We start from the raw sequence: 12,298 nt of genomic DNA, 5'->3' as shown, positions 1-12,298 counted from the left end.
ATTCAAGTAAAGTTAAATATAGTTAGCTATCAGTACACATCCTAGCGATCATGTTCTGATGGACGTGGTTTGATTCAATATTAAAGAGCAACAGGCCTTGTTGTTCATTGCTCTTTTTTAGATTTATGAATCAGTATTAATGCTTAGGCTATTTTCCAATCCTGTCTTTTATTCAATGCCCTTTATAGCGTCCCGGTCGATGATTAATCGCCAGAAAACTTCCCATGATCACTGCTGCCAGAATTGACCAAAACACTTTATCAAATGGCACAATCCAGAGTGCAAGTAGCACCACAATACAGTCAATTACCATCTGTACATTGCCTGCTTTCATACCCCACTTTTCCTGTGCATATAGGGAAATGATGGTTGCACCACCGAGACTGGATTTATGTCGGGCCAAGAACAGCACACCGGTTCCCATCAGAAAGCCACCTGCAATCGCGGCAAAAGCTGGATGCAGATAATCAATATGCAAATACCGAGGTGCAATAAAGGTAATCAGTGAGAGTAAAGCGACAGAAATAAAAGTCTTGAGCGTAAATTCCCTGCCAATATATTTCCAGGCGAACCAGTAAAAAGGGATATTGATCACAAAATAGATTAGACTGAAAGACCAGCCTGTGGCGTAATGCAGCACAAAGGCAAGCCCTGCGGTACTGCCGGTCAATAAGCCCGCCTGAGCAAACATGGTCATACAGATACTGACAAACAGAGAACCTGAGAATAAGGCCTGTAGGTCTTCAAACGCAGTATGTTTTCTGGTCTCCTGCGGTGCAGGATGACGCGTCGGGTAAATCACCCGAGGATTAGATTGAATTGCCATATACGCTAACCTTTAAAACTCTTTTTCGCTTGTGGCGAAGCCGAGGGTTTAATTTAGGCTCTGCACTTCTGGCACAGAACCTGACGGTATGTTGTTATTGCAATTTGCTTGCCAGCAACAGGCACCAAAAACTGATTTTTATATAAAATTTATCATTCTCTATGTCATAAGATATTTGGCACTAGACTTAGATTAATACATTGATCTGTCTAGGAGAAAAAGAAATTGTGAACTAATGCTTCTAAACAAGCATTAACATTTATAAAGCACTTATTAGGATTATTAGCGAGTCATTAAAATCACTTACATTGGCAACAATTTTTTAAATCAGCCGAGCTATAAATACAACAGACTTGGGAGGTTCGGTTTTTATAATAGGAAGAACATCCAATAACGTGATTCATGAAGAAGTAGGTAAACTCTTATGGCAAATCCAGATGAAAACAAAGAACTTGAGGAAGCATTGAACGAAGAATTTCCTGAGGAGGAATTAGACCCGCAAGAAAAGCAGGATCTGGAAATTCAACGTGGTCAATTAGGTATAGATAAAGATCCCCAAGTTAAACGCGACCAGATCCGTCAAAGACATGAGGATGAAGAAGATGAGAATCCCTAGCTAATCATCTTTATGGTATTGCAGGCCTTTAGCATTATATTTGGCTTGAACTACCCTACCCCCTGAAAAATCCTGAAAATACAGAGCTGTCCCTCTGCTTTGGATACTTTTTGAAAAACTCATCCTATTGTAGAACATGAGCGACATCACCAAAATCAGAATAGTCATGTTCTTATAATGATGAATGAATGAGTCATTGCTTCGGTTCTTTCTCAACCCTTTGCATTCTGGTATCACTTTGAATCAGGCCATCGACCAGATTGATGGTACGATCACAGGTAGCTGATAAACGCGGATCATGAGTGACTAAAAGTACGGCACAATCCCGTTCCTGATGCACCTTACGAAATAGCGCAAACATTTCTTCCGCAGTTTGCGTATCCAGATTTCCGGTGGGTTCATCTGCCAGTAATAAAGCTGGATTGGTAATTAATGCACGAGCAATCGCAACACGCTGTTGCTGTCCACCAGACAGCTCATTCGGTTTACGATCAGCAAACTTTTCCAGTCCAACTGCTGCCAGTAATTCACGTGCCTGATCAATTGACTGTTGATCGGGTCTGCCGTGGGTCAACATTAATGGCATTAAAATATTATTAAGTGCAGTAAATGCCTGAATCAGATGGTGAAACTGGAAAACAAAGCCAATACTGTTGCCTCGTAGTGCAGTCCGTTCTGTATCTGTCATTTTACTGGTCGGCTGACCAAGCAGATATAATTCACCACTGCTCGGCTGATCCAGTAATCCCAGAATATTCAATAAGGTACTTTTTCCTGAACCTGAAGGACCAATCAGTGCAGCAAAATCCTGACGTTCAATACATAGGTCAATACCGTGCAAAACTTCCACTTCATTTGGTTGACCAATATTATAAGATTTTCGCAGCGCCTCTAAACGCAAAACTTCTTGAAACTGCTCAGACATGACGAATCGCCTCCACTGGGTCCAAGGCTGCTGCACGACGTGCTGGTATAGCGGCTGCCAGTACACCGGTCAAAGTTGCCAATAACAGTGCTAGAAGTACCAGTTCAATAGGTACTGGAATATAAAACAGGCCTGGGCCAAAATTATTAAAAATCCATACCAGGCCATAACTGGCAGAACTGCCGATTGCCGAACCGATAAGCCCAAAAATCGCCCCCTGAAACAGGAATACTCTTAAAATTTGTGTTTGGGTTGCACCAGTCGCGCGTAAGATTCCAATTTCCCGGGTTCGTTGCACCACGCTAACTGACATGACACTGGCAATACCAAAAGCGACTGAAACGGCGACGAAAATAATAATCATATTGGTCGAGAGACTTTGTGAGGAAATCGCATTCATCAACTGCGCATTGGTTTCAATCCAGCTTTCAGCCTGCAAGGATGTCAGGCGTCCTACCTGATCCGCAATCTGATCTGCCTGAAAAAGGTCCGTTACCCGCAGATCAATTACCGTCACCCCACCCGGCAACAGCAACAAAGACTGTGCCTGTTTCAAATCCAGATAGATATAGCGTGCATCCAGTTCACGCACCCCTAACTCAAAAATCCCGGCAATATTTACCAAGGTACTTTCTTGCTGCCCGGTATCCAGCCGTAATTTACTCCCTACCTGCACACCAAGATCTTTAGCCAATTCACTGCCAATCACGACATCATCCGCACCAATCCTTAACTGACCGCTCTGTAAGTATTCTTTTAAAGGAATAATCTGCTGATAACGTTCCAGATCAATCCCAACCAGTGCAACAGATTCGATCGCATCCCCACGCTGGACCAGAGCCGGTCCAGAAACAACAGGTGATACTGCAGTCAGAACGGGCAATTGATCCAGTGTCGTTACAATTTGCTGCCAGTTATTGATGGAACGTAAACGTTGTGCGCGCTTATCTTCCAATACAAGCTGAATAATACCTTCTTTGGTTGGCGCGACCTGATTGACTTCATCTGGAGACAATAAACGGATATGTGCTTGGGTCCCTAAAGTCCGGTCAATCAGATTGGATTGCAAACCTTGAATCAATGCTGTAATAAATACAATCACAGCCACGCCCACTGCGACTCCGACAGTGATCATGATGGATTGTGATCGGCCTTCACGTAAGAAACTGACCGCAATTTTCCATTCGGTCCATAGCCGTCCGAAAAAGTTTTTCAATCGAGTTTCACCGGTATTTCGTTTTTAGTATTGTTTTGATTGGCAGGATTTTCAGTTAGGATATTTTGCGGTTTTATCCGCACTCGTGCGCCATCTTCTAAAGAAGCGTCCGGATTAGCCAGTACCTGATCACCCTCCTTCAAACCTGAAATTACTTCAGCACGATCCAGACCACGCAAGCCTAATGTGACTTGTTGACGTTGAACCTTACCATTGCGTACCAGTAGTACTGTCGCTTTATCTCCTTTAAGACCGGTAAGCGCATCATTAGGTATGGCTAAAGCTCGCTCGCGGCGACCCGTTTCTACATTGACTGAAACCGTCATATCCTGACGTAGAAAATCAGGTACCGGATCTACAGTAAGTTTAAGCTCAACTGTGCCACGTTGCGGATCGATACTTGGAGCAATAAAGCTAATCCATGCAGGGAAAGTGTACTCGGGATAGGCATCAGCAATCACCGTTGCTTTTTGCTCTAAAGCCAGTCGCGATAAATTACGTTCATCCAATGGAACGCGAATTTCGGTATTGCCATTAATGGCAATAGTAAATAAGGTCTGTCCTGGCTGAACCAGATCACCCGGCTCTACATCGCGAGTCAGTACTGTGCCTGCGACCGTCGCACGAATTTTGGTTTTGTCCAGTTGAGCCTTAGCAACTGCAAGCTGCTCGCGCAATGAGGCTTCTTCAACCTGTCCCTGTGCCAATGCAGCTGCCTTGAGTCGTGCGGTTTCGAAGTTATTGCGTGCGACCCTTTCCGCTTCGACTGCCTGTTCAATTTCTTCAGCCGAAAGAATGCCTGGCTCGGCATTACGTCGACGGTTGGCTTCACGGCTGGCCTGCTCAAGTTGAGCTTTGGCCGAGGCTAATTCTGCTGCGGCCTGTGGACGTCGACTTGTGGCTAATTCGGTCAGTGCAACTTCTGCCTGCCGCACCTGGGCAGCCAATTCATCTGATTTCAATACGACCAACAGATCGCCTGGTTTAACTTGATCACCTTCCTGAACGCGTCGTTCCAGCACAACACCAGCAAGCTCACTGCCAATGTCAGCACGAGATACCGTTGCCACACGTCCTGTTGCTACTACATTTTGTACTAATGGCATCGCCTTTAAGGTATAGCTCGGCAATTCCGGTCCTTTCCACCAGCGCAAAAGTACAAAACCCGCTATCAGGACCAGTAATATAACAATCAGAATTTTATAGCGGGCAGCACGCACATGGACATCTCCGAGGATTTTTAACTGCATATTCAATTAAAAAGGTGTAGAAGTATTTAGTTGTTTCGTAATCTTTAATTTATAACAAGTTTTTATGATGATTTCATATACCAGTTTATTTAACATTCTTTCATAGTTTCAATTAAACTGTAAAATTATTCTTTTTGAATCTGCCCAGATTCATTTTTTGTATCAGACATTATAAAGCAAGAAAATATTACTCATGAAGATCATCGTCTTAGCTACTCAAAAAAGGGTTCATAAGCATATTACTTATAAACCCTTGCACCTAGTTCCTATAAACTGATCACCTATTAAAATGTAACCCGCTCATATCGACGATATTCAGGCTTCCAGAAATTCGCTTCAATTGCTTCTTTCAACGTTTCTATAGTTGCCTGAGGAGCCACCCCATCTTGTATTGCCGCTTGCGCAACTCTTAATGCAATCACCTTGGAAATCTGCTGAATCTGATCCAATTCAGGCAACAAATCTGCTTTCGGATCTTTCAATTTCGGTGAGCATTCAGCTAATGCATTACTTGAGGCCATTAACATATTATTGGTCACTCGCTTCGCTCCAGATGCAATTACACCTAATCCAATCCCAGGGAAAATATAGGAGTTATTACATTGCGAAATGTTATAAATCTCCCCCTGATAGTTGACGGGTGTAAATGGACTACCTGTAGCAATTAATGCTTTCCCATCTGTCCACTGGATAATATCTGAAGGAACCGCTTCCACTTTGGAAGTTGGATTAGACAATGGGAAAATAATCGGATGCTCACAGTGCTCAGCCATCGCTGTAATGACATCTTTACTGAATAAGCCCGGCTGTCCAGATACACCAATAAGAACGGTAGGTTTCGCAAATTTCACTACATCAAGTAATGAAATCGTACTTTCCGCATCTGCCCATTTGGTGATATTTTTTGGATCCTGAGCTAATTTTCGCTGGAAATCTAAAAGATTTGGCTGATTTTCTGTAATCAGACCAAAACGATCCACCATGAAAACACGTTTACGTGCCTGAGCATCCGTTAATCCTTCTGCTACCATCTGGGCAATAATCTGCTCCGCAATACCACATCCTGCAGAACCTGCTCCGAGGAAAGCTACGGTTTGGTCTTTCAGTTGTTTATTAGAAGCATGTGATGCTGCAATCAGGCTACCCACTGCAACTGCAGCCGTCCCTTGAATATCATCATTAAAACAGCATGCTTGATCACGATATTTTTCTAATAATGGCATCGCATGATGTTGAGCAAAATCTTCAAATTGAATCAGGACATTTGGCCATCTTTTTTGAACGGCATGAATGACCTGATCAACAAAATTGAAATACTCATCGCCACTAATACGCGGTTTACGCCAGCCCATATAGATCGGATCATTTAAGAGCTGTTGATTATTGGTTCCCACATCCAGCGTAATTGGCAATGTATAAGCCGGACTGATTCCCCCACATGCAGTATATAAGGCTAATTTTCCAATCGGAATGCCCATTCCTCCGATCCCTTGATCACCCAAACCTAAAATCCGCTCACCATCTGTAATCACCACGACTTTGACATTTCTGCGATTGACATTATGTAAAATCTGATCAATGCCCTCACGGTCAGCATAGGAAATAAATATCCCACGATGCCGGCGATAAATATCTGAAAAGCGCTGACATGCCTCGCCTACCGTTGGGGTATAAATGATGGGCATCATTTCACTTAAATGATTTTCAATTAAATGATAAAACAGCGTTTCATTGGTATCTTGAATGTTACGCAGATAAATGTGCTTATTAATATCATCATTAAAAGAACAGTATTGCTGATAAGAACGTTGACTTTGTTCTTCAATAGACTCAATGACATGAGGGATAAGCCCATGTAAATTAAAACTCTTTCTTTCTTCTTCGGTAAAAGCAGAACCTTTGTTTAGAAGAGGCAGCTCAAGTAACGTATATCCTGCGTATGGCACATAAAGAGGACGTTTCTCTATCTGATTTTTAGTCACTTTACTTGACTCACTTCTGGAATTTGGCATAACTCTCTAAAAATAGCTGAATAAGTTCTATATTTTTATCTTATCGCTATTTCTAATATTTTAGATATTTTAATAATTAATACTAATAAAATGAGTATTTAGTAAATTAATGTCTTACAAAAATATCAGCAAACAAATTATTTTTTATGCATACTTTAAAAGATCCTATGTTTTTCTTTTTTAAAATTAGGTAATATCAAAAAAATACTCAAGCTTATAAACCAATAAAATCAATTACATAAAATAATTTAATAAGTTAAAAACAGATTCAAATCAAATAGAAATTTTGCGCTAATGACTATATATTAACCAGTTCTATTTTTAATACATTATTTTATTAAATTTTACATATCCTCATATTTTTAATTATTGCTTTAGAAGCATAAATTCGCCTTAATTAAATAGAGAAAAATTATTATTTTTTAAAAAAATCTCAAAAAAAACAGGAAATTATAATTAAGGATGAAATAAGTTATTGTTTCTAATAAGCAAGGAATTAGTAATAATTTATAATTTGTTGAAGATTTTATCTAAAAAATAATCTATAAAAAACCTAATGCTTAGAGAGGAAATAGCAAAATCAGAATAATAAAAGAAGAATTTATATATGACTAAATTAGATTATATAAAAAGGCTTAAAATAAAAAATGTTATAGTATTTAGAAGTTTTAAAATTTTGGTAGGTATATCCAGACTCGAACTGGAGACCTCTACGATGTCAACGTAGCGCTCTAACCAACTGAGCTATACACCTAGAATGTTACGCATATTATAAATTTTTGAATCTTAAGACAAGTTTTTTCCTTTATTTTTCAGTGTATATGCACATTTTTTAAGCAAGTATCTGAATTTATTAATATCCTTTTGGTCAGGCTTATAAGCTGAAAATTGATTTCTCTCATAGATTTGTATAGCTTCATAAAAAGACGTAACCTGATCTGAGCTTAAGGAAGCTGATATTCGAAGCATCCACTGTTTAAATGTTTCAGCCGGTTGCTTACGCATCTGAATAAGCAGGGAACGATTAAGCTGCTCTATGGCTAGCTCGAATGGTGAATTCTGTCTTCGCTTTTGAATATAAATCCATAAGAAATAAGATGCGATCAAAGATGCAATACCTATTATAAGTATCCACACAGCTGCATAAGCAGAGTTCAAGCCAAGTTTAGACATCCAGCTGCGTTGTGAATCTGCATTATAACCGACCACCTTACTTTGCCACTGATAACTGGCATAGTCACTCCATATCCTCAACTTGGTCATAAACTGATATTGCTGTGTTGTCCATGTTCTACCCTCACCTAAAACTGCTGAATTTTCAGACATCAAGTTTTGCATACCATTATCAATACGTTGTGGGGCAATAATGGCAGTAGGATCAATCCGCTGCCATTGCTGGTTCACCCAGACTTCAGTCCAGGCATGCGCATCCATCTGGCGCACTTCCCAACTCTTACCATCAGGTGCGAGTGAACCACCTTGATACCCCGTGACCACACGTGCTGGTATTCCTGCATAACGCATCAGCATGACAAAACTGGAGGCATAATGTTCACAGAAACCACGGCGCGCATTAAACAGAAATTCATCCACCCGGTTTTGGCCTAATGTTCCTGGAGTTAAGGTATATACAAAATTATTCGCCCGGTACCAGTTCAACACATTTTGGATATAGCGCTGTTGACTACCCTCGCTCTGTTTCACTAAATTTGCCGCCAGTGCCTGAGTTTGAGAATTATATTGAGCAGGGGTTCGGGTATTTATATATTGCAGATAGTTAGTATTTAAATTAGGCTGCTCTACTTCTGTTCCTACCCAGCGAAGCTGAACAGGTTCCACGCGCTGAGTTAAACGACGCGGTACAATTCCCCAATCATAACGGTTATAATAACGACGCTCTAAAGGGACTGATTTATCCAATCCCATCACCCAGAGTACGGACGGATCTGAAGCCAAATACTGATAATCCCAGCCCGATGCCAATGAGGCAGAATCATTCTGTTGGCGGATTTGTGGCTGCTGATTGATTGCACTACTGGTCCAGGTTTGACCATCATATTCATCTAATACCAAGGCACGCCAGTATAATTCTGCACGTGGAGGTAGCTTGCTTACATCGCCTATAATTCGAAATGCTAATGCACTCGACTGAGATAACTGTGCAATATCCCCCGGAGACATCCTGTCACTAATTCCGGTGACCCCTTTATTTTCAGGAATGGGGATATGCCACATCGGTGGCAAACGTGGAAAAAAGATAAAGAGTAAAATAAAAAATGGCAGTGCATAGAGTACAAATTTGCCGACATGTTTAACATCTTGTTTTAATGCGTTCTCCTGAGCCTGTAAATCCTGCTCAAATTCACCTACCTGAATACGATATAAGCCAATGAAACAGCTTAGTAAGCACAGCAGAATCCCAAAAGCCATGATAAAAGACTGGCTATACAGGAAAGTACTCGCCGCCACAAACAGGGCAAAGTTAAATAAAATAATCAGGTCACGTTTAGTACGGGTTTCAAAAGCCTTGGCAAATAAGAAAGTGGAGAGCACGGCAACACCTGCATCTACACCCAAAAAACTTTGATGCGTAAAATAAATAACTGCAAGTGCTACGACTGTCAGCAACAGGGTCCATTTTTTAGGAAAAGTCTTTTGCTTTCTCAGATTCAGCCAGAGCAATACCAGCATCAGGGCAAAGATGATGCTGAGTCCTGCAGGCAAATAACTCACCTGTACAACCAGAATTAAACTGAGACTGAGCAAAATGGCTGTGCGGATATTTGCATTCATCATGTCTATCCTCTTAAGCCTGTGCCAATAAGAGTTTGGCCTGATGCATCTGTTCAGCGCCATAACCTGAAGCCAGTTCTACATGGGGCAAATGCAGGCTATAGGCCAATTGCTGTTGTTCACATTGTTCGATCAGCCCCATCATCCATTCCAGCTTTTCTTCATGTGATGGGCTTGGCATATGTGCATAATGAATCTCTATACTGTGCTGGTTCTGATATTGTTCAAAGACTTTAATATATAAACCCTGCCCACGGGCTACCTGTTTCCAGGAAACAGCCTGCAATGATTCCCCTGCCTGATAACTTCGTAGTTCTCGAAACTCATCCATTTCTGGCTCAAAACTTGGCAAATGCTGCTTATTTTCAGCAGTCGAATACTGGGCTTTCGGTGCTACCCATGCAAAGCGCTGGTGATAAAGATAGGTCCAAGCTCTTACCAGTCCAAAAGGATAGACTGAATAAATCTGGATTGCTGGATAAACAAACTTTCCACGCTGTTCAGCATAAAAGGAAAGGCTAAATTTTTGCCTGGTCTGATTGACCAATACCTTATAAAGCTGTTCACCTGCCTGAATATACAGGTATCGTGATTGCGCGACTGGTTGCTGAAAATGGAAATGTAGATTCAGGTCGTGTCCCACCTGCCCGATTTCATCTGTAAGCAGTTCGATACTCAATCCGTGCAGCTGTTTAAAAGTCAGATAAAAACTGATACACAGCACGGCACTGATCAGAAAGCAAAAACCTAGAGTCAGGTTATTGGCATAATTTACACCTGCAATAAAGGTGATGAAAATGAGTACCAGATACAGATAGCCCTGCTGATAGATAAAGACCAGCACATCACGTTGTGAGAGCTGTTTTTGCTGTGCAAACTGAAAACGTTTACTTAACCAGTTCTGCCAAAACTTTCCCAAGATCTGGCTCCTAGCTTATCGCCACTTGCTGCATGAGATTTAAGGTTTCTGCCTCACTCAACCCTAAACGATGCGAAGCCACTGCCACAAACACAGCTTGTACATCATCCGGTGTGACGAAAGCACGATTCTCAATCAAAGCATGTGCCTGAGCTGCCCGTTTTAATGCCAATAAGCCACGTGTTGATAATCCATAACGGTTTTTTCGGGTTTCTTCAGCCAGATCTAGCAAATATTCCTGTATGGGTTCGCTGATATAGATCTGATTAACCAGTCGCTGCAGCTCTAAAATTTGCTCCTCACGGAACACATGCGCCAAGGTGGCAATCAGGGCAAAGCGGGATTCTTGCTGCAATAACAGTTTTTCTGCATGTCGGGATGGATAACCTAAAGATAAACGCATCAAGAACCGATCTAGCTGGGATTCTGGCAAAGCATACGTTCCGCTCTGGAATAATGGATTCTGTGTTGCAATCACCCAAAATGGTTTAGGCAAGGCATAACGTACTCCATCGACTGTCGCATAACCTTCTTCCATCGCTTCCAGCAAAGCACTTTGGGTTTTGGGGCTGCAACGGTTAATTTCATCTGCCAGAAGAATCTGGGTAAAGATTGGACCCTGCTTAAACTCAAATTGATGTTCTTTCTGATTAAACATGTTGATGCCAATTACATCGCTGGCCAGCATGTCATTGGTAAACTGAATCCGTTGAAACTTTAAGCCGGCAAGATGAGATAGACTGCTTGCCAATGTGGTTTTACCTAAACCCGGCAAATCTTCAAACAGAACGTGTCCACCAGCAATCAGGCAACACAATGCCAGCCGGGTTTGTGCCTGTTTATCCAGCACAATTGCATTAATTTCTTTAAGGAATTTTTCAATGCTGGGAGCATAGCTGGCAATTTGCTGTTCAAGCTGAGTATTTATGTGCGCTATATCATGATTTGCTTTTTGCTTTACGCCCCACATCACAAATTTTCTCATTAAAATAGATACTTGTGATTAACATACACTGAATTTAAACCACACTAAAGACCAATAATATATCTTTACACTGAGTCATTTACCTAATCATCAGAAATATCCAATAAAAAGTGGTTCATTTAAAAGTTTCAATCTCGGAAATTAACTTTTCTCAAGTTAGAAGCTGATTGAAATATAGTTTAATCCTTCAATAAAGATAAATTGCCTCAAGCAATCTAATTGGGTTGCTCTACATTTTCAAAGTTATGAAATGAATTGATTATTCATATTTTTTACAGGTATAAAAGCCATATCTTAAAAGTATATTTTTAAGTTATTTGTATAAAGTTTAAACTTGATGATAAATATAAATCAGCGCATAGACTTGTATAACCATCTAATATTTAATCTCTCTAGCTTTCGTAAAATGTAAAAAGTGCCCCGAAAGGCACTTTTTTTATTGATTCATTAACATGGACATTTTTTCATGCCACCGCCAGCAGAGGGATAATGTGCATCCACACAATGACGATAGAAAGTTTTAGCATCCATCGCTTCCAAATCTGGATGATGTTTTTTCATATGTTCCAGATAGGTCTGATAATCAGGCACTCCGACCATCAAACGGAAACTCTGCTGCAAACGTTGCCACAGGGTCGCAATACGTGACCAGTTTTTCGGGTTCAGGATTAAATCCTTTTGCGACATGACGGTCATTTTAATGATCTTGTAGATCACCGCTTTTCCGCCTTTGGCAAATTTCAGATTCATACCAGT

At 40.9% G+C, this 12,298-nt stretch carries 10 protein-coding genes and 1 tRNA gene; 1 reads left to right on the top strand and 10 read right to left on the bottom strand.

Going from position 1 to position 12,298, the window contains the following annotated elements; translation table 11 throughout:
* Nucleotides 1–172: 172 nt before the first annotated feature.
* Nucleotides 173–826: a YitT family protein gene (locus tag ACTJIX_RS07820; RefSeq protein ID WP_004894123.1), complete on the bottom strand. Its 654-nt coding sequence runs from the start codon at nt 824–826 to the stop codon at nt 173–175.
* 424 nt (nt 827–1,250) lie between these two features.
* On the opposite strand from ACTJIX_RS07820, the gene ACTJIX_RS07815 reads away from it, so the two are divergent.
* Nucleotides 1,251–1,442, top strand: a complete 192-nt coding sequence (locus ACTJIX_RS07815; protein ID WP_004894121.1) for a hypothetical protein — start codon at nt 1,251–1,253, stop codon at nt 1,440–1,442.
* A 193-nt stretch (nt 1,443–1,635) separates the two neighbouring features.
* Here ACTJIX_RS07815 and ACTJIX_RS07810 read toward each other — a convergent pair whose 3' ends face one another.
* From ACTJIX_RS07810 to ACTJIX_RS07770, 9 genes are all read right to left on the bottom strand, one after another.
* Nucleotides 1,636–2,367: an ABC transporter ATP-binding protein gene (locus ACTJIX_RS07810; RefSeq protein ID WP_004894119.1), complete on the bottom strand. Its 732-nt coding sequence runs from the start codon at nt 2,365–2,367 to the stop codon at nt 1,636–1,638.
* Nucleotides 2,360–3,583, bottom strand: coding sequence for an ABC transporter permease (locus tag ACTJIX_RS07805; RefSeq protein WP_005221575.1), 1,224 nt, complete (start codon nt 3,581–3,583; stop codon nt 2,360–2,362). Before ACTJIX_RS07805 ends, ACTJIX_RS07810 begins: the two co-directional genes overlap by 8 nt.
* A complete protein-coding gene (locus ACTJIX_RS07800; protein ID WP_008306585.1) occupies nt 3,580–4,803 on the bottom strand; it encodes an efflux RND transporter periplasmic adaptor subunit in 1,224 nt (407 codons plus the stop codon). The genes ACTJIX_RS07805 and ACTJIX_RS07800 overlap by 4 nt, the downstream gene beginning before the upstream one ends.
* A 314-nt stretch (nt 4,804–5,117) precedes the next feature.
* The gene (locus tag ACTJIX_RS07795; RefSeq protein WP_034592862.1) at nt 5,118–6,845 is read right to left on the bottom strand and encodes an NAD-dependent malic enzyme; all 1,728 of its coding nucleotides are present in this window, start codon (nt 6,843–6,845) and stop codon (nt 5,118–5,120) included.
* Nucleotides 6,846–7,522: 677 nt separating this feature from the next.
* Nucleotides 7,523–7,599, bottom strand: a tRNA-Val gene (locus ACTJIX_RS07790).
* Between the two features lie 32 nt (nt 7,600–7,631).
* The gene (locus ACTJIX_RS07785) at nt 7,632–9,641 is read right to left on the bottom strand and encodes a transglutaminase family protein (RefSeq protein WP_004894110.1); all 2,010 of its coding nucleotides are present in this window, start codon (nt 9,639–9,641) and stop codon (nt 7,632–7,634) included.
* A 10-nt stretch (nt 9,642–9,651) separates the two neighbouring features.
* A complete protein-coding gene (locus tag ACTJIX_RS07780) occupies nt 9,652–10,557 on the bottom strand; it encodes a DUF58 domain-containing protein (RefSeq protein ID WP_004894108.1) in 906 nt (301 codons plus the stop codon).
* Nucleotides 10,558–10,567: 10 nt separating this feature from the next.
* Nucleotides 10,568–11,527, bottom strand: coding sequence for an AAA family ATPase (locus ACTJIX_RS07775; protein WP_004894105.1), 960 nt, complete (start codon nt 11,525–11,527; stop codon nt 10,568–10,570).
* Between the two features lie 462 nt (nt 11,528–11,989).
* Complete coding sequence (locus ACTJIX_RS07770; RefSeq protein WP_004894103.1) at nt 11,990–12,292, bottom strand: YbdD/YjiX family protein; 303 nt, start codon at nt 12,290–12,292, stop codon at nt 11,990–11,992.
* Nucleotides 12,293–12,298: the final 6 nt, after the last annotated feature.

Source organism: Acinetobacter sp. 22323 (assembly GCF_052044895.1).
In the GTDB taxonomy this organism is placed as follows: Bacteria; Pseudomonadota; Gammaproteobacteria; order Pseudomonadales; family Moraxellaceae; genus Acinetobacter; species Acinetobacter schindleri.
Note: the sequence above shows the minus strand (reverse complement) of the source record. Positions and strands in the feature narration are given on the sequence as shown.

Coding starts and splice junctions, on each gene's coding strand:
- ACTJIX_RS07820 (WP_004894123.1), bottom strand. CDS start 826: ATGGCAATTCAATCTAATCCTCGGGTGATTTACCCGACGCGTCATCCT.
- ACTJIX_RS07815 (WP_004894121.1), top strand. CDS start 1,251: ATGGCAAATCCAGATGAAAACAAAGAACTTGAGGAAGCATTGAACGAA.
- ACTJIX_RS07810 (WP_004894119.1), bottom strand. CDS start 2,367: ATGTCTGAGCAGTTTCAAGAAGTTTTGCGTTTAGAGGCGCTGCGAAAA.
- ACTJIX_RS07795 (WP_034592862.1), bottom strand. CDS start 6,845: ATGCCAAATTCCAGAAGTGAGTCAAGTAAAGTGACTAAAAATCAGATA.
- ACTJIX_RS07785 (WP_004894110.1), bottom strand. CDS start 9,641: ATGATGAATGCAAATATCCGCACAGCCATTTTGCTCAGTCTCAGTTTA.
- ACTJIX_RS07775 (WP_004894105.1), bottom strand. CDS start 11,527: ATGTGGGGCGTAAAGCAAAAAGCAAATCATGATATAGCGCACATAAAT.
- ACTJIX_RS07770 (WP_004894103.1), bottom strand. CDS start 12,292: ATGAATCTGAAATTTGCCAAAGGCGGAAAAGCGGTGATCTACAAGATC.